Raw genomic sequence first — 19,104 nt, forward strand, 5'->3', positions numbered from 1 at the left:
AAATTTTACAGATATGCAGTTATACGTTAAGCGTATTTCTGGTGAAAGTAAAAATACCATATTTATAGTAGCATGTGGCAAAAACTGTTCCAGAGGCTGTCTTGGAAACGTGTATGTACGGTGAAAATTATAGATAAAAGTTTAACTTGTACGTATAGTTATGAAATTGCATGAAATTATACTGGTTTTGAATTTTTAAGTTTCAATTTGAAATTGATTAAAAATAAAAGGAAGAACGATGATTTCGTCCTTCCCCCGGGCAATAATAAATTATCTATTGAATCAGACACAAATCAAGATTCGTTGCCAGCCATAGAAATTTTTCCGAAGCGATATTGGAAGGTCAAGTTAACAAGCCGGTTCGTTTGTTGCCACAGTGAATTCTGCATGTAAGTATCCGTTGCAAGCTGGCTTTTATAGGCTCTTGACAAAAATATGTCCTGAATATTAAATGAAAGTGTTGCCTTTTTTTCCAGCAAATCTTTTCTAATTCCCATATTAGCTACAAATACACCCTGACGTGTTCCTTGCGCAATTGCTCTTGGACCTTCGTAGTTGATATATGCGGAAGCACGAAAATCCATAGGTAATGTTACAAACGCGTTCAGATTTCCTGAATAACTCCACGTGCGGTTGTCAATATTCGCCATAGTTGATACTACTTCACTTCTGAAAAACCGGCCGCTTCCATTGATCTTCAGGATATCTCCGATCTTCCTTGAAAAATCGGTTTCAAATCCATATGCCATTTCTTTTCCTACGTTATCGTATTGCGTTAGTGAGATTCCTTCTGCATCTACCGTTCTGATTCTGGTGATTGCGTTATTTGAATAATCCATAAACAAAGATGGTCCCCAGCCACCGGCATCTTCATAATTTGAGTATGCCATTTCAGCTTTGTGCGTAAATTCCGGGCGGAGCTCAGGATTTCCTGTTTGAAGATTTCTCGGATCCGATACGTCGGTGAAAGGATTAAGCCAATCCGCTTGCGGGCGCTGCACACGACGGCTATAATTGAATTTTAACAATGAATTTTCGTCCAGTTTTCTGGATAATGAAAGTGACGGAACCAAAGTTAAAAATTGTACCGAAAACTGTCTGTTTGCATTGACCTGATCAATTTGCTGATCAGAATCCGTAAGACGCAGACCGGCCCTCATTCCCCACAGATCCGTTTTCTTAGAGAAAGTCATGTACCCCGTGTAGATCGAATTCTTATAATTAAAGATGTTACTGATGTTATTATCAAATTCGAAAGTTCCGGTTTCTGTATTCAACAAATAGAAATTATTCGTGTTGTCATTGGTGTTGATCCGCGTCCGGAATCCCACCTCCAAAGTAGCTTTTGGTGTGATCGGCCAGGTGTAATCAGAATTCAGGAAAATGGATCTGCTGTTGTTGTTTCTGAAATTCTGCTGAAAACGGCTCAAACTGTCAATCACATTTTGCTGATCATAATCTGACTGCGCTTCGGATTCTCCTTGTGAGTAATTGGCTGTGAAAGTTAGAAGCTGATCCGTTTTGTTAAACTTATGACGATAGTCAAAACTGGTACTAAGATTATTTCCGTTTCCTCTGCTGCTGTTTATTCTGTCAAACCGATCCAGAATCGGCCCTGTTAAAAGCTCCGAGTTATTCAGCAGGTTACTCTTATTCCGGTTTTGGTCCCGGGAGTAATTAATACCCACTTCAACAGAGTTTTTATCATCAATATCATAGTTGGCTCCAATCCGGCCAAAAAGATTTTTATTGTTATTATTCCCGGTTCCGCTTTGTTCAAGTCTTGATGGCTGATCGCCAAGAAAGTTATCCCGGTTCAATTCACGTTTCCAAAAAGTATTTCGTGCCTGTCCGTTTACTGAGGCATTTAAACCAAGTTTTCCGGTCCTGAAACTTATATTTCCATTTGCATTGTTATTTTCTTTAAGGCCAAGACTTAAACGGCTGCTGCCATTTATTCCCTGGATTTTATTCTTCTTCGTGATAATATCAATAACACCGGAGGCACCTTCACCTTCATATTTGGCCGAAGGTGTGGTTGAAACATCAATTCGTTCGATCAAATCTGCCGGAAACGACTGCAAGACAGTTGGCAGATCACTTCCATACAATGTCGAAGGTTTTCCATCAATTAAAACAATCACATTACCTTTTCCACGAATCTGTGGATTTCCATTTTCATCCAGCGAAACTGCCGGCACCTTTTCGAGCAAATCACTTACGTTGTTACTTGTAGCCAGCATATCTTTTCCAACATTGATCATCTTTTTATCAATGTCTTCCACGATCATACTTTTCTCTCCTTTAACTATAACTTCATTCAATTTTTGAGCAGAAACAATAACCGTTAACGTACCCAAATCAACAATGTTGGATTCGGCTGCAACACGGATATCAGGTACGAAAAGTGTTTCATATCCCATATTCGTTACTCTCAATATGTAATTTCCCGGTTTAACTTCCGGAACTGTGAAAACTCCATTTTCATCAGTAATCACGCCGTCCGTCACTGTCGAATCTTTGGCAGATAACACGGCAACCGTAGCAAAACTTACAGGCGTATTTTTTGGCGATTCAACAATTTTTCCTACCAGCTTTCCCCCGTCGATCAGGAAATGTTCAGGATGTTTTTCGGAAGCGAAACCTTGCAGGTTGGTAGTAATTAGAAACCCTGAAATGGCGAGGACATGGAGCCTTTGAGGATTAAATAAATTTTTAATCATTATTAACTTTTATAGTTGTTAGGGATAGGAATTTTTCAGGATTGGGAATCAAATTAGTATATATTCAATTGATATATACTCAATAAAGCGTTTTAGCTCTTAAATATAATCAACGGGTCGCGATAAAATTTAATTGCACCAAATGTTAAAAATTTAAGATGTAGTATTGCTTAGCGTACAGGTATGGAGAGAGTGCTCCCGGATTATTTGTATGTGGATTATTCTGTAAAAAAAGCCATTTCGCTGTTTGGGATGCTTTTTGTTATATTTACGTAATCAATACTTTACCGGAATATGGAAAAGAAAAAACGGATAATTATATATAAAGACAAAAACGATCCCTACCTCGAATCCTTGGGCGAAGGAAGGAAGGAATCGCCTGAGGAACGTTATATTAAGTTCTTCGAGAACAGGAGAAAGTTTAATGAATTTATGGGGATAAAAAAAGATCCTAATGCTAAAAAAACCATTGAAATAAAAAAAGTAACATGGATTTAGAAAACAATGAGTTTCTCGAATTCACTAGATGTGCTCAGAAGTATAAGTTGGAGTACATGATCATAGGTGGTTTTGCCATGTTTTTAAATGGTTTGAATCGAGCCACAGAGGATGTAGACATTTGGATCAAACCAACAAAAAAAAATGGAGAGGTTTTGATTCAGGTGGTTTCTTGTATGAATTATGACGATGATGATTTAGAACAATTGAGACGGCTTGATTTTACCCAGGTTCAGGTTTTCGGTTTAAATCAGGAATTAGATATTTTGACATATGTTCACAATAAATTTGATTTTGACGTACTTTTTGAACGATCCAGAATGACGACTAACGCGCAAGGAAGCGTAATTCACTTTTTACATTTAAATGATTTGCGAGAACTAAAAGTACTTGCTCGCAGGCCACAAGACATGAGAGATGTTATTATGATTGATGATTTTTTGAGTGAATAAATTAAATGAATGGAAGTGAAAATGCCTATGTCAAAGTTCCAAGGGCATAATTATTTTTGCTTCAATCCCGGCTTCATGCAATAGATATAGAAGGCCGCTACCATCAATTAACTCAATCGGTTTATTTTTTGAAAATTCGTACGCATCCGGACCATACCAGCTTGTAGTAACTAATAAGCCTTTTGTTGCTCCTTCATTAAGCATAGTGCCGTATAAGTCTCTAACTGCAGATACCCCCACTATGTTTTTATATCTTTTGGCTTGAATGACGATTTTTCCACCCAAGATTGGTCTTAAATCAAAGGCAACCGCATCAATTCCACCATCTTTTGATGATCTTGTTTGCTTAGTATCAAGTCCCATTCTTGAAAACAAGTTTGTTACTAGGTTCTCAAATTCATATGGATTTAACTCCATAAGATTTGGTTGGTGATCAAGTGATGATAGGATGTCTTCTTCTGGAACATACCTTTTATCTACCATTGAAAATTCTTTAATAGGTTTTATAGGGATAAACTCACTTGGTGAAGATGATATCTTTGCTGACAATCCCTTTACACAATTTATGGGCTCAATTCGTGAAAGATTTATTTGCTCAAACTCTCTTTTTGTTACCGAGATACTTAGTAATGTTGGTGAAATGGCGTTTCCATTTGTTTTATTTATGGTTTCGACATAACCGTTAAAAATTACAACAGCGATTGCATTCGATAAGTCAGATTCAAGTATTTCATGTATGGTTCTAATTGCGATACTTGTTATTAGATTTTTGTAACATCTATCAATATCAATCTTTTTTCGATACTTCTCCTCAATTATGTCTTTTGTTTTGATATATCTGTATTCTAAAATCGAGGGAATGATTTCTATCGTAGGAAGCTTAAAATCAACTAGAAGCTCATTTGAATCTTTGTTATATGCAATCTTAAAATCTCGGTCCCAATCAACAAGATAGTTTGATTTTTCAAGAATAATACCTGTATACGCAGATATTGCTTCTTCATCACCTAAAAAATATATATGTTTAAAATCTTCGACTTCCCGGCATTTATTAATAAATTCTAATTCATATTTTCTTCTTTCCTCTTTCAAATTTAATTTATAGCGTTCAATAATACCTTCTTTTTCCTTTATATCCATTTTCCATTGGAGTACTGCCATTTGATAATCTGATTTTGATTTCTCTACGTTATCTAGCCAACGCTGCTTGACTGGTACAAAAAAGTATCCCCAAAAAGGCATTTTACGGTGATTTTCTAAGAAGGATAATTCAGATGGCTCTGATGGAAATACAAGTAGTTCAGATGGCAGGTTTTCAGAAGGAGGCAAGTATTGGGGCTTTAACGTTTCGAAATTTAAAGCGTTATTAATTTTAAGTGCTTCATTTATAGTTTCTGAATTAAGATAGGTGAATTTCTCTCTGTCTTCATTTGTTAATTCTTCGACTTCTGTAAGTCTAGATTCCAGATATTCTTGTTTAGCGATTTTAAGATTCTCTTTCTCAATCTTTAAGAATTGGCTATGTGATGCTTTTTCATATCTAAGTCGCGCAGACTCTTCCCTACGCTGAGTAGCTTCGTACCTTCTTGATGCCCGGGCTCCGGCTCTTGCTGCTGATACCAATACTTTTGTGAAACTTTGAGCCATAATCAATAATTTTTATCGCTTTTATCCTTAAATTAATTGTAAAAGCTGTGTTTCAGAGGAGATTGCAGATTTTACCTTTGGTCCATTAAATATCTGGCACAAATGAATTCGTAATTAACAAATTCATTTTGAATAATGGTAGTTTTATGCTAAAAGCATTGATTATTACCGAAATAATGTTTCTACGACTCTTGATTTAACTTTTTATAGTAGATCGCTAAAAATCGGACAAAATGGTGAGAGCCCAATCCTATCAAAATCTTTATAAAGAGATTAATTTCAAAAAACGATTCTAAATTATTAAGCTGCAAAAAATAAAAAACCCACACCTTCCTTCCCTTCCCCTCAAACATTCTATTTTTGCAGAATGTATAAATATATTCTTCTCCCCATCTTTTTCAGGTTCGATGCCGAGCAAATTCATTACTTCGTTTGTGATCTGCTGAAATTCGCATTTAAAATTCCTGGCGTTCCGGCTTTGATGAAGAGCTTGTACACTTTTGAACATCCGGATCTTGTGCAGGAAGTGGCAGGTTTGCGTTTTCGTAATCCCATCGGTCTTGCCGCAGGTTTTGATAAAAATGCTGAAATGGTCGATCAGCTTGAAGCGTTGGGTTTTGGTTTTATTGAAATCGGGACAGTAACGCCGCGACCACAGCCAGGAAACGATAAGCCGCGCCTGTTTCGTGTAAAAGAGGATGAAGGGCTGATCAACCGGATGGGATTCAATAACAAGGGCGCCGCAGTAGCTGCTGCAAAACTGCGTTATAGAAAATCTTCTATTTTGGTTGGAGGAAATATTGGTAAAAATAAAGATACGCCTAATGAACAGGCACTTAGTGACTACATCATTTGCTTTAATGAATTGTTTGAGGTTGTAGATTATTTCGTAGTGAACGTAAGTTCGCCGAATACGCCTGGCCTGCGTGATTTGCAGGAAAAAGGTCCGCTGACGGAATTGCTTCGGGAACTTCAAATCCGTAATAAACAAAGACCCAACCCCAAACCAATATTTCTTAAAATCGCGCCGGATCTAACGTTCAGTCAGCTTGATGACATTATCGATATTGTTAAAGAAACCGGAATTGCTGGTGTTATCGCTACCAACACAACGATCAGTCGTGAGAATTTGAAGACTTCAAAAGAAACGCTTGATAAGATTGGTGCGGGTGGCCTAAGTGGGAAGCCGCTCAAATACCGTGCTACTGAGGTTATTCGTTACCTTTGTGAAAAGTCAGGTAATGCGTTTCCGGTAATTGGTGTCGGTGGGATTGCTTCACCAGCCGATGCACTGGAAAAACGCGATGCCGGAGCGGCGCTTTTACAGATTTATTCCAGCTTTATTTACGAAGGACCTGGGCTGGTTAAGAAAATTTGTAAGGCGATGTTGGCAAAATAATAGCCAGCCTGATTGACAAAGTAGAAAGCACTTCATACATTCATAAAAAATTAGAGCCGAGATAAATGTCTGTAAATAAGCCGAGAGGAAACACACAACGACCAAAAGGAGAGGAGGGCGTACGACCAGGTTTTCAATTAGCGCTGGATTGGGACAGTATTTTTTCTAGTCCGAAAAGTACATTGGCCTGGGGGATTTTTTTCCTGATGACCGGAGTAATTCTGGAAGTTTCTTTTTTATCCTATATCGTTACCGGACTCGCTGATCAAAGCGTTGTTGATGCTTTCGGGCAGGAATCTATCCGGGATGCCGGCAGACAAACGCGTAATTTTCTTGGGGTAGTCGGTGCCACTTTTTCACATATTTTTGTCTATCGATGGTTTGGTGTGGGCGCCTTGCTGGTTCCGATTGTGCCGATACTGGCAGGTTGGAAAATTGCTTTTGGGAAAGAATTGCTGCCATTAACCAGAGCTACCAAGGAAGTCGTTTTTTACGTCTTGTGGGTAAGTGCGTTGATGGGTTACATTGTTTTAATGAGCAATACCGAAAATACCCTAAGCTTTGTCTCCGGTGGAATCGGTTATATGGTTAATGTCTGGCTGTTCGACTGGCTGAAATGGGGTAGTATTTTGCCAATTATTTTTGCACTTTTTGTTTTTGCTGTCTATTTCTATGACGCGAAAAATCTTTTGGATCAATGGCAGGCCAGCAGATCTGAAAAAGAAGCATTGGCGGGAACATCCGTAGCTGGAAATCAGCAGATGACCGTTGATGAGCAGGAGGCTGAGATTGAAGTTGAAACTGTACAAGTAAAAGAATCGGAGTATGTTTCTGTTGTAAATGATACCTACGACGACGATGTTGTCCCGGAAGTTGAAGAAAATACGGAAGAAGAAGAATTACCTGTTACCCAAAACAACGGTCATGTTTTGGAAGTCATTAATAAAGAAGAAGTCAGCAAACTGGCTGTCACGCCGGTGATTGTTCCGTTTGTGCCCACGCAGGTAAACGGTTCTCATGTTGATGTGGAACTTGAACTGGAAGTCGCGGACGGTCCCCCGGCCAAAGAAGTAATCGAAATTCCTGACGATGAAGATTTAAATGCGTCGGTGCTGCGGGAATTCGGTCAATATGATCCAATGCTGGATTTGCCTTCTTATCAGTTTCCGACTTATAACTTATTGAGTGATGTAATTGATAATCAGCACGAGAAGGTTACGCAGGAAGAACTTGAAAGTAATAAAACCAAGATCGTAGAAACCTTGGGAAGTTATGGAATCAATATTTCCAAAATTAAAGCAACGATCGGTCCGACGGTTACACTGTATGAGATTATCCCGGAAGCTGGTGTCCGTATCTCAAAAATTAAAAACCTTGAAGGCGATATCGCGCTGAGTTTGGCTGCGTTGGGTATTCGTATCATTGCGCCGATGCCAGGCCGCGGTACGATTGGGATTGAGGTTCCGAATAAAAACAGGGAGACTGTATTTATTCGCTCGGTCCTGATGAATGAAAGATTCCAGAAATCTACGTATGATTTGCCGATCGTTCTCGGAAAAACAATTTCCAATGAAATCCATATTGCCGATCTCGCAAAAATGCCTCACTTATTGATGGCAGGGGCGACAGGACAAGGGAAATCGGTCGGATTGAACGTAATTCTGGCTTCGTTGATTTATAAAAAACATCCGGCGGAGTTGAAATTTGTTCTTGTTGATCCAAAAAAGGTGGAATTAACGCTTTTCAATAAACTGGAAAGACATTTTCTTGCGAAACTTCCAAATGCAGACGAAGCGATTATAACTGATACTAAAAAGGTAATTTTTACGCTGAATTCCTTGTGTATTGAAATGGATTCCCGTTATGACCTTTTGAAAGAAGCGGCGGTAAGAAACCTGAAAGAATATAACGCAAAATTTGCACAACGCCGATTGAACCCTGAAAAAGGCCACCGTTTCCTTCCCTACATTGTGCTGGTGATTGATGAGCTTGCGGATTTAATGATGACAGCAGGAAAAGAAGTTGAAACGCCGATTGCGCGTTTGGCCCAGCTTGCACGTGCCGTTGGAATTCACCTGGTTGTTGCCACGCAGCGGCCTTCTGTGAAAGTTATTACTGGTTTGATCAAAGCCAACTTCCCGGCGCGTTTATCGTTCCGTGTAACATCCAGCATTGACTCCCGGACAATTCTTGATATGGGTGGTGCTGAACAATTGGTGGGACAAGGGGATATGCTTCTGGCAATTAATTCAGAAGTTATACGGTTACAATGCCCATTTATTGATACCAGAGAGATTGAAGATGTCTGCGAATTTATTGGCGGACAGCGGGGATATGACGAAGCTTACGCACTACCGGAATATGAAGGAGACGAAGGATCAGAGTCAAGAAGTGAAGTCAATACGGACGATTTCGATCAATTACTTCCGGAAGCAGCCCGTTTGATCGTAACACATCAGCAGGGAAGCACCTCGCTTATTCAGCGTAAAATGAAATTAGGATATAACCGCGCCGGTCGAATCATGGATCAGCTGGAATTAATTGGCGTTGTCGGGCCGTTCACCGGAAGCAAAGCGCGGGATGTGATGTTCCATGATTTGAATGGGGTGGATGACCACATGCGTTCAATGGGAATAAGTGGATAAATTTTTTAGATGTCAATTGAACTGCCGGTTTTGAGCATAATTTAAGTGCGACAAAGCCGGCAGTTTTTTATTTTAACTCCACTATAATTAGTCAGTTTTGAAATAGCATAAATCAGTAAACGAAATTTAATATGTGCTTTTGATCAAATAATAAGATTTCAAATTTGATATCAAGCTCAGCTGCCTGGGGATTGGCACTGAGCCGTGGAATGGATTATCTGGAAACGGACAAGGATATTAATTCAAAAAAAGTTGCTGTTTTTGGATTTTCAAGATTGGGCAAAGCAGCGCTCTGGGCGGTGGCAAATGACAGTCGTTTTGCTATGGTAATCAGTAGCGAATCTGGTGCTGGAGGAGCAAAATTATTTCACCGTGGAATAGGTGAAAATATCCGCAGATTAGTTAACGCATTCCCACATTGGTATGCCAAAAGTTTTAGAAAACATATTGATAAAGATACACTAATGCCTTTTGATCAGTACTTTATCATGGATCTGATAGCGCCTCGCCAGTCTACATTGCAAGTGCCGAAGGAGATAAAGGCTCTGATCCGGCGGGTGAATTTGCCAGCACTCTCGAAGCGGATAAAGTCTACCGCTTTTTGAAAACAAAAGGGCTGCCGGTGACGGAAATGCCTCGGTTAAATCAACCTGTTATGGGACAAATTGGATACCATATTCGGGAGGGCGGACATGATGTTACAAGTTTTGATTGGAAACAGTTCTTAATTTTCTCTAATTTACATCTCCAAAAATAAAAACATCTAAACAACTAATCTTACAAAATATCTCAATGCAAACAACTTCCTCGTCTGGTAAGGAACTTACCAAGGCCCGATTTACAGAAGACAGATACCTGGTTACCCTCATTTTTGTCACCTCCCTTTTTATGTTTTGGGGTATTGCCATCACAATGGGTGACATTTTAAACAAACATTTTCAGACTGTGCTCAGCCTTACCAAAACGCAGTCGGCCTTCGTACAATTTGCAATTTTTGGTGCATATGGTGTGATGGGTATTCCTGCCGGACTCTTCATGAAGCGTTTTGGTTATAAAAACGGCGTTCTTTTTGGGTTATCCCTTTTTGCTGGTGGTGCGTTCTTATTTGTTCCAGCCGCTGCGGCTGCGTCTTTCCCGTTTTTTGGAATTGCCTTGTTTGTTCTGGGTTGTGGAATTTCCACACTGGAAACAGTAGCACATCCGTTTGTAGCCTCTTTGGGCGACCAGCGGACCAGTGATATGCGTATCAATTTTGCACAGGCTTTCAACGCACTCGGCACGATCATCGGGCCTTGGATGGGTTCATACTTTCTTTTTGGAAATCATGTTCAGGGAAGCACTGATCTTACTTCGGTTAAGATGTTGTACATCGCTATCGGAACGGTAATCGCTACGATCGCTGTGTTGTTTTCGTTCGTAAAAGTACCGGCATTGATCGATCCACACGTGGCTGTAGCAAACCCTGATGGTGTTAATGTAGATGCGCATCCTGAAAAAGGACTTTTTGAACACAGACATTTTAAATGGGCCGTTGTCGCGCAGTTTTTCAATGTGGCGGCACAGGCAGGTACCTGGGCGTTTTTCATCAATTATGGTCATGAAAAAATGGGATTTACGGATGCTGTTGCCAGTAAATGGATGATCCTCTTTTTTGTGCTGATGCTTACCGGCCGTTTTGTAGGTACTTTTCTGATGCGATACATTGCACCTCCTAGATTGCTGGCTATTTTTGCAGCATGCAATATTGTGATGTGTCTGGTGATCAGCCAAAGCTTTGGATGGCCTTCTTTTATTGCATTACTCATGCTAAACTTCTTTTTTAGTATCATGTTCCCAACGATTTTTAGTTTAGGATTAAAAAACCTGGGAGCACACACGCAGCAAGCTTCGTCATTCATTTCGATGGGTGTTGTAGGTGGAGCGCTGTTTCCATTTGCAATGGGTGCAGTGGCTGAACATGATGTAGCCGCGGCATACTACTTGCCAATCATCTGCTATTTCGTGATATTTTTGTTTGGTTATAAGTTTTACAAAGTTCAATAGTATTTAATGAAACTCTGGGGAATAGATTTAGGAGGCACGAAGATCGAATGTGCCGTATTGGATTCTGAAAATGATTTAGCAGTTGTTATCCGTAAAAGGCTTCCGACTGAGTCAGATAAGGGATATGACCACATTTTATCCCAAATAAAAAAACTGATTGACCTTGTTGCAGAGGAAATTGGTGAGAAGCCTGTTAAAATTGGGTTTGCTACGCCGGGCGTTTCGGAGCCGGATACCAATCTAATGAAAAACTCCAATACGACTTGTCTGAACGGCAAGCCGATGCAAAAAGATCTCGAAGATCGTTTAGGTATCCCTGTTAAACTGGCCAATGATGCAAATTGTTTTGCACTGGCAGAAGCATTAATGGGTGCCGGAAAAGATTTCCCACAGGCAGAGGTCGTTTTCGGTGTTATTATGGGCACAGGCGTCGGTGGAGGATTGGTTGTCAATAAAAAAATTATTGGCGGTCACCATGGTATCGGCGGTGAGTGGGGACATAATATTCTTGAAGAAAATGGTCAGCCTTGTTATTGTGGGAAAAAAGGTTGTGTGGAACAAGTTATTTCCGGTCCTGCTCTGGAGCGTTTTTATATGCAGCAAAGCGGTGAGAAGATGTCTCTTAAAACGATTCTGGAACAATATCGTGAAGGAACAAATGCTCATGCTTCGGCAACAATCGAGCGTATGCTTGAATTTTATGGCCGCGCAGTTTCTACGCTCATCAATGTGCTTGATCCTGGATTAATCGTGATTGGCGGCGGGGTTGGTAATATTGATTTGTTGTATGCCGAAGGTTACGAGCGGATCAAGAAATATATTTTTAACAACGGTGTTATCACCACTCCGATTTTGAAGCCAAAATTGGGAGATAGTGCCGGTGTCTTTGGCGCGGCATTGTTATAAAATTCGAAATAAAAAATAAAGATAGTCCTGGTTATATTGCCGGATGCTGAAAACAGCGTTTGACAATGTGGCCAGGACTTCTTTTGCTGTTTAAACCAACGTCTCGCAGTTTTGTCTAAATTTGTAGTCACCTTTCAACCTGGCATAATTTTTAAAGAATTTAATTAGAATTAAATAATTGATTATGAAAAAAATAACAATTTTCTCTTTTGTACTTGCAGTTTTCACTTTTTCAAATGTGTTTACGACAACAGTTCAGGCGCAGGGAGATAAAAAATCAACTGCGATTTTGGAGGCAATGAGTAATAAGTACCAAAAAATAAAATCGTTCAAGGCGATCTTTACATACACACCGGATGGCGGAAAACCACTTAAAGGTGACGCGACAGTGAAAGGGACCAAGTTTCGTTTGAAAATGGCCGGACAGGAAATTTACAATGATGGAAAGTTAATGGCTACGTATATCAAAGAAACAAACGAAGTAAACTTGCAGGACTTCGATCCTTCGGCAGGAGGAGATCTGGATCCGACAAGAATTTATTCAGCATATAAAAAAGGTTTTAAATATGCTTACCTGCAAGAAAAGAAAGAGGGTACTCAGACCTACGAAGTGGTTGAGTTAACTTCAACAGGGAAAAATAGCCAGGTGGATAAAGTTCAGATCCAGGTTAACAAAGCGGACAAATCGATTAATAGCTGGAAAATTTTCCAGAAAAACGGACAAAAGGTAACTTATAAAGTGGAACAATTCCAGCCTGATGTTACTGTGCCGGATACCTATTTTACATTCAATTCGAAACAATTTCCAGGCGTAGAAGTTGTTGATCTGCGATAAGCGATAAGCGATAAGGGTTAGATAATTTATTTATAGTTGGGGAGGCTGATATCAGCTTCCTTTTTTTGTTCCCACTGAAAAATAAATTTCGACAAACAAAATGATGTCGACAGTACAACATTTAAGCAGTAAGTTTGTTTACATTTTAAATATCCGAAAACGACAGCTTCTGATTTTCGGCGCAGTAAATTCTTTGAGTGTAGTACATGTTGTTGATTGAAATTTCAAAAAAAGTGGATCCTGTTTTCGTTAAACTCGATAAATGGTTTGATCTCAGTATTGGGTATATCCCCAATGTTGTTATGGCAATTTTGTTGCTCGTTGTTTTTCGATATCTTGCTGGATATGGTGGTCGGATAATGGCCAAAGGGCTTTCGAAAGCCACTGAAAACGAGGCTTTGGTTAGTCTTATTTCCGCGCTTACCAGAATCGTTATTCTGACTGCTGGGTTATTTTTTGCCTTAGGCATTTTGGGTTTGGAAAAAACGGTTACGTCTATGGTAGCGGGTGCGGGTGTCATAGCGCTTGCACTTGGGTTCGCATTTCAGGATTTGACTACTAATTTTATTTCCGGTGCCTTCATAGCGATACAACGTCCGATCAAAGTTGGGGACATTATTGAAACCAATGGTTTTACGGGAAGAGTGAAGTCGATCAACCTGCGTTCAGTGGTTATAGATAATCTGGCCGGACAGCAAATTGAGATTCCAAGCAAAGATATTTTCCAAAAACCGATCACTAATTTTACTTATTCAGGTGAGCGTAGGGTTCAGGTTGACTGCGGGATTTCATTTACTGAGGACCTTGCTTTAATTGAAAAAATTAGTTTGCAGGCGATTCAGTCTCTCGGATTTTTAAGCACAACCAGGCAAGTTGATTTTAGCTATACCAAATTCGGAACCAGCACCATTGATTTTCAGATTCAGTTTTGGATTGACCAGGTAAAAATTGGGCCGGGCGCAGCGAAAAGTGAAGCGATTAAAGCGTTGAAAACTGCTTTTGATATTCATGGGATTTCGATTCCTGCCCGACCGGCAGAAGTTGCTGGCGATGTTAAAAAGGAATAGTTGTAGGATTTTTGATTGAAATAAGAACATCCAGCCAGAATTATGTCACCCTTTCGGGGTTCATACAAATTCAGAAATTCCGGCTTACTATAATAATATCATCCCTTCGGGATTTTAGCTAAATAAATAGCTTTTGATAATAAGAAATTTAGGAAATAGTTTCTACTTAATTCCCGCAGAATAATCCCGAAGGGATGACATTATTATAGAAAATGCCAGAACAGCCTTAAAGAAACCCTAAAAGGGCGGCCCGCGCAGGGTGACATAACAAATCTTCGAAAAACTTACACCGGGCAAAATCAAAAATCCCGGCCCGGAAATAATTTCCAGGCCGGGATTTTGAGCTAAAAGCAGACCGCTAAAAGCCAATACCTAAATATTAATATCTGTAAGTATCTGCTTTGTAAGGACCTTCTGTTGGAACACCAATGTAAGCAGCTTGTTCATCAGAAAGAGTTTCAAGTTTCGCACCAACGTGTGCCAAGTGGAAAGCAGCAACTTTTTCATCCAAAGCTTTTGGAAGAACGTATACTTTTTTCTCGTAAGCAGCCGTGTTAGTCCAAAGTTCGATCTGTGCAAGCGTCTGGTTAGAGAACGAGCATGACATCACGAAAGATGGGTGACCCATTGCACAACCCAGGTTCACCAAACGTCCTTCTGCAAGGATGATAATATCTTTTCCTTCTACTGAATAGATATCAACCTGTGGTTTGATCTGAGATTTTGTAGAACCATAAGCAGAGTTTAACCAAGCCATATCGATTTCGTTATCGAAGTGACCGATGTTACAAACTACTGCCTTATCACGCATTTTAAGGAAATGTCTTTCAGTAATGATACGGAAGTTACCAGTTGCTGTAACGATGATGTTAGCACGCTCAACAGCTTCGTCCATAGTCACAACTTCAAAACCGTCCATTGCAGCCTGAAGCGCACAGATTGGATCGATTTCAGTAACCAGAACACGGCATCCAGCGCCACGAAGCGATTCTGCAGAACCTTTTCCTACATCACCGTAACCTGCTACTACTGCAACTTTACCAGCAAGCATCAAGTCAGTTGCACGACGGATTGAATCAACAAGTGATTCACGGCAACCGTATTTGTTATCAAATTTAGATTTAGTAACCGAGTCATTTACATTGATTGCAGGCAAATGAAGCGTACCATTTTTAAGACGATCGTACAAACGAAGAACACCCGTTGTCGTTTCTTCTGAAAGACCTTTAATGCCTTCGATTAATTCAGGGTATTGGTCGAAAACCATGTTAGTAAGGTCACCACCATCATCAAGGATCATGTTCAATGGCTGACGATCTTCACCGAAGAAAAGCGTTTGTTCGATACACCAGTTGAATTCTTCCTCGTTCATACCTTTCCAGGCATATACAGGGATACCAGCTGCCGCGATTGCCGCTGCTGCGTGATCCTGCGTTGAGAAAATGTTACATGAAGACCAGGTAACTTCTGCACCCAAAGCTGTAAGTGTTTCGATCAACACAGCAGTTTGGATCGTCATGTGAAGACAACCCGCAACACGTGCACCTTTCAAAGGCTGTGACGGACCGTATTCAGTGCGAATTGCCATAAGACCTGGCATTTCAGCCTCTGCCAATGTAATTTCTTTGCGACCCCATTCGGCCAGCGATATGTCTTTAACCTTGTAAGGAATGTACGTTGTTTCTGTTGACGTAGCCATTTTCTATTTGGATTTTTGTTTTCTAATTAATAACACAAAATTAAGTAGAAAAACCATCAGGATTCAAATTTGTAGATGAATATTGGGGTTTTGATTTAAAAATTAGATATTCTATCTGAAATCGGTAGTGATATCTACATTTTAAAGCGATTAAGGTATCCTATAATTGGGTGTGTAGATATTTTGTCTGCTTGTAAAAGTTCAAAGACTTTCGCTCTTGGCAACATTTAAGATTTTTTGATCGTTGAAATGTTTTTTCTGCCTGATTATCAAAATAGTTGCTGCCAGGCTAACAAAAAAGCGCTGCCTTTTGAGCAACGCCTTATATATAAAAATTATCAATCTGGTTGTGAAACCGCCTTGATAAGAAGTTTAAATTAAAACAGTGAAACTCTTGAAGATTGCACCGATACGAACTGCGTCGAAGATACGTGCCTGAGTTCCGCCATGATTAATTACGGATTGTTCATGAGAAGTAACACACATTTCACAGCCATTCAGCGCGGAAACTACAAGGCTTAACAATTCAAAAAACTCTTTGCCCAGCACAGGATTAACCATAATGCTCATTTTAATTCCGGCAGGAGCATTGTTGTAAAACTCTTTGTCCATAAAGTGTCTGAAACGGTAGAACACATTATTCGCATTCATCAGAGATACACAGGCAGTTACTTCTGCGATCTCTTTTTCGTCAGCGCCTTCCGCTACCGCAAGTTCTTCAATAGCCGAAATAAGTGCTGCGTTTTTCTCATTTATAGCAACAGAAAGAGCAATCAAAAGAGCCTCTTTGCGGTTGATGTTCTGAGATTTTAAAACATTACCAATGTTGATTTTCAAGTCTTTAAGGTAACGGTGGTCTAACGCCGCCAACTTATTCATAAGCACGCTTTCAAATTCTGCGGGCAAATTAATTTCTTTATACAGAGAATCTTGCGTATTCCCTGTGGCTGCAAATGGATACATTTTAGGTTGGATTGGAAGTGTGAAAGAGTTTAGAGTTTAGAGTTAAAAGTTTAATGTCGGCTTACTGTCAACTTTGAACTTTTAACTCTGAACTTTGAACTCAAAATTAAGCTAACGTAGCTTCTCCTTTAACCCAGTTACATGGGCAAAGTTCGTCAGTTTGCAAAGCGTCAAGTACACGAAGAACTTCATCAACGTTACGTCCAACAGAAAGATCGTTGATACATACCCAACGAATAATTCCTTGTGGATCAACGATGTAAGTTGCGCGGTAAGCAATTTTTTCGTTTGCTTCAAGAATTCCTAATTCTTCTGCAAGAGATTTGGAAGTATCTGCAAGCATTGGGAATTGAAGATCACGAAGATCGTCATGGCTTTTTCTCCAGGCCAAATGAACATTTTCGCTGTCTGTTGAAGCACCGATCAGGATTGCATCACGGTCAGCAAAATCAGCAGTTTTTTTGTTGAATTCAGCAATTTCAGTAGGACAAACGAAAGTAAAATCCTTAGGCCACCAGAACATCACCATCCATTTTTCCGCATTGATGTGATCTTCAGAAGTGATATCATAAAATTCGTTTCCTTTTTCAAGAGAAACTACTGAGATTTTTTTGAATTCAGGGAATTTTGATCCAACGGATACAATTGTATTTTTCATTGTTATTATGGTTGCTTTGGTTTGTACTATTTCTTGTTACAAAACTAATCACAACCACAACGCATGGCAAGATTTGACATGGTACAATTCCAGGCAATGCTTGAATTAAATAAATGAATTTATGTTTTCTATTGAAAATACAGTCTCTATAAATTTCACCTATATATGTATCAATTTGTACTATATGATTATATTAACAAAATAGATAATTATACAAATCTAAGATTGCTACTACGCCATCACACTCAAAACCGACTCCAAAGCCATTCCTCTTGATCCTTTTATAAGAATCAGCGTTTCATGCTGCGGATTGTCCATCACCCAGTTATGCAGTGAAAATTTATCAGGGAAATAGTATGCTTTTGGTAGTGCCGGCAGTGCGGCCTGCATATGTTTTCCGGTAAGAATAACGAGATCAAATTTGGCATCTGCAACCAATTTTCCTAATTCTAAATGTTCCTCTTCCGAAGCGCCGCCCAGCTCAAACATATCACCCAGGATAACCATCTTATGTTTGGCTTCCATGTTGGCAAAATTGGTGATAGCAGCGGCCATTGATGATGGATTTGCGTTATAGGCATCCATGATGATTGTATTGGTCCCGCGCTTGACAATCTGTGAACGGTTATTGTCGGGCTGATAATTTCCGACAGCCTCGTATGCATCTTCATCCGTTACTCCAAAATGATTCCCAACCGCCAGTGCGGCGCAGATATTATCAAAATTATACTGACCTGGAATATGCGTCGTTACGATTTTTCCTTTATTTCCTTCAAAAGTAACCACCGGACTTTCTTGAATTAATCTCGGGTTCACTGGACTGCTTTCTGTGTTATAGAAAACAATTTCGCCAAAAGCTCTGCGCTTGCTGACCATTTCCATAACAGCTTCATTTTCTACATTGACAAAAACAATTCCTTTCTTTTTGGACAAATAATCAAGAAGTTCACCTTTGCCTTTGATAATACCCTTTACACCGCCAAAACCTTCCAAATGCGCTTTCCCAATATTTGTGATCAAGCCATGCGTAGGCTGTGCAATACTGCTCAACAAAGCAATTTCTTCCTGATGATTTGCACCCATTTCAACAACTGCCATTTCATATTTTGAAGCGTCGATAGAAAGTAGCGTCAATGGGACACCGATGTGATTATTTAGATTACCTTTCGTTGCGTAAATTTTGTATTTCATGGACAACACCTTCGCAATCAACTCTTTTGTTGTTGTTTTTCCGTTCGAGCCTGTCAAAGCAATGACGGGAAAAGTAAATGTTTTACGATGGTGGCGGGCAAGATCCTGAAGAGCGGTCAATACGTCTTCGACCAATAAAAATTTATCTCCTGTTACTACATCCGGATTATCCACAACTGCATAAGCAGCTCCTTTTTTTAATGCTTCTGAGGCATAGGTATTACCATCGAAAGTATCTCCTTTCAGAGCAAAAAATATACATCCGGGTGTTATTTGGCGGGTGTCGGTACTGATGGTGTGGCCTTCCAGGTAAATATCGTAAAGCTGTTCCAGAGAGGTATGCATGGGAATTTTCAGAAAGTAAAAAATCGGTTCATA

General features: G+C 39.7%; 15 protein-coding genes. 9 read left to right on the top strand and 6 right to left on the bottom strand.

Features of this window, described 5'->3' with window-relative positions; translation table 11 throughout:
- Positions 1–293 precede the first annotated feature (293 nt).
- Positions 294–2,723: an outer membrane beta-barrel family protein gene (locus L0657_RS10180; protein WP_235150510.1), complete on the bottom strand. Its 2,430-nt coding sequence runs from the start codon at positions 2,721–2,723 to the stop codon at positions 294–296.
- Between the two features lie 294 nt (positions 2,724–3,017).
- On the opposite strand from L0657_RS10180, the gene L0657_RS10185 reads away from it, so the two are divergent.
- A complete protein-coding gene (locus L0657_RS10185) occupies positions 3,018–3,221 on the top strand; it encodes a hypothetical protein (RefSeq protein ID WP_235150511.1) in 204 nt (67 codons plus the stop codon).
- Positions 3,212–3,673, top strand: coding sequence for a hypothetical protein (locus tag L0657_RS10190; RefSeq protein WP_235150512.1), 462 nt, complete (start codon positions 3,212–3,214; stop codon positions 3,671–3,673). Before L0657_RS10185 ends, L0657_RS10190 begins: the two co-directional genes overlap by 10 nt.
- 30 nt (positions 3,674–3,703) lie before the next feature.
- On the opposite strand, the gene L0657_RS10195 is transcribed toward L0657_RS10190, so the two are convergent.
- Complete coding sequence (locus tag L0657_RS10195) at positions 3,704–5,320, bottom strand: restriction endonuclease (protein ID WP_235150513.1); 1,617 nt, start codon at positions 5,318–5,320, stop codon at positions 3,704–3,706.
- Positions 5,321–5,687: 367 nt separating this feature from the next.
- On the opposite strand from L0657_RS10195, the gene L0657_RS10200 reads away from it, so the two are divergent.
- The 7 genes from L0657_RS10200 (at position 5,688) to L0657_RS10230 (ending at position 14,215) form a co-directional block, all read left to right on the top strand.
- The gene (locus L0657_RS10200) at positions 5,688–6,719 is read left to right on the top strand and encodes a quinone-dependent dihydroorotate dehydrogenase (protein WP_235150514.1); all 1,032 of its coding nucleotides are present in this window, start codon (positions 5,688–5,690) and stop codon (positions 6,717–6,719) included.
- Positions 6,720–6,784: 65 nt separating this feature from the next.
- Positions 6,785–9,364, top strand: a complete 2,580-nt coding sequence (locus tag L0657_RS10205; RefSeq protein ID WP_235150515.1) for a DNA translocase FtsK — start codon at positions 6,785–6,787, stop codon at positions 9,362–9,364.
- A 164-nt stretch (positions 9,365–9,528) separates the two neighbouring features.
- Entirely contained in the window at positions 9,529–9,969 is a 441-nt protein-coding gene (locus L0657_RS10210) for a hypothetical protein (protein ID WP_235150516.1), read from the top strand.
- A gap of 187 nt (positions 9,970–10,156) precedes the next feature.
- Positions 10,157–11,407 carry an L-fucose:H+ symporter permease gene (gene fucP / locus L0657_RS10215; RefSeq protein WP_235150517.1) on the top strand — a complete coding sequence of 417 codons (1,251 nt, stop codon included), beginning with the start codon at positions 10,157–10,159 and terminating at the stop codon, positions 11,405–11,407.
- Between the two features lie 6 nt (positions 11,408–11,413).
- On the top strand, positions 11,414–12,313 hold the full coding sequence (locus tag L0657_RS10220; RefSeq protein WP_235150518.1) for an ROK family protein: 900 nt from the start codon (positions 11,414–11,416) through the stop codon (positions 12,311–12,313).
- Positions 12,314–12,497: 184 nt separating this feature from the next.
- A complete protein-coding gene (locus L0657_RS10225) occupies positions 12,498–13,148 on the top strand; it encodes an outer membrane lipoprotein carrier protein LolA (RefSeq protein ID WP_235150519.1) in 651 nt (216 codons plus the stop codon).
- Between the two features lie 233 nt (positions 13,149–13,381).
- Positions 13,382–14,215, top strand: a complete 834-nt coding sequence (locus L0657_RS10230) for a mechanosensitive ion channel family protein (protein WP_235150520.1) — start codon at positions 13,382–13,384, stop codon at positions 14,213–14,215.
- A gap of 379 nt (positions 14,216–14,594) precedes the next feature.
- On the opposite strand, the gene ahcY is transcribed toward L0657_RS10230, so the two are convergent.
- The 4 genes from ahcY to murF form a co-directional block, all read right to left on the bottom strand.
- A complete protein-coding gene (gene ahcY, locus L0657_RS10235; RefSeq protein WP_235150521.1) occupies positions 14,595–15,914 on the bottom strand; it encodes an adenosylhomocysteinase in 1,320 nt (439 codons plus the stop codon).
- 372 nt (positions 15,915–16,286) lie between these two features.
- A complete protein-coding gene (locus L0657_RS10240) occupies positions 16,287–16,877 on the bottom strand; it encodes a carboxymuconolactone decarboxylase family protein (protein ID WP_235150522.1) in 591 nt (196 codons plus the stop codon).
- Between the two features lie 106 nt (positions 16,878–16,983).
- The gene (locus L0657_RS10245) at positions 16,984–17,535 is read right to left on the bottom strand and encodes a peroxiredoxin (protein WP_235150523.1); all 552 of its coding nucleotides are present in this window, start codon (positions 17,533–17,535) and stop codon (positions 16,984–16,986) included.
- 231 nt (positions 17,536–17,766) lie between these two features.
- Positions 17,767–19,071, bottom strand: a complete 1,305-nt coding sequence (gene murF, locus L0657_RS10250; RefSeq protein WP_235150524.1) for a UDP-N-acetylmuramoyl-tripeptide--D-alanyl-D-alanine ligase — start codon at positions 19,069–19,071, stop codon at positions 17,767–17,769.
- Positions 19,072–19,104 lie beyond the last annotated feature (33 nt).

It is taken from the genome of Dyadobacter sp. CY345, from assembly GCF_021502725.1.
Lineage (GTDB): Bacteria > Bacteroidota > Bacteroidia > Cytophagales > Spirosomataceae > Dyadobacter.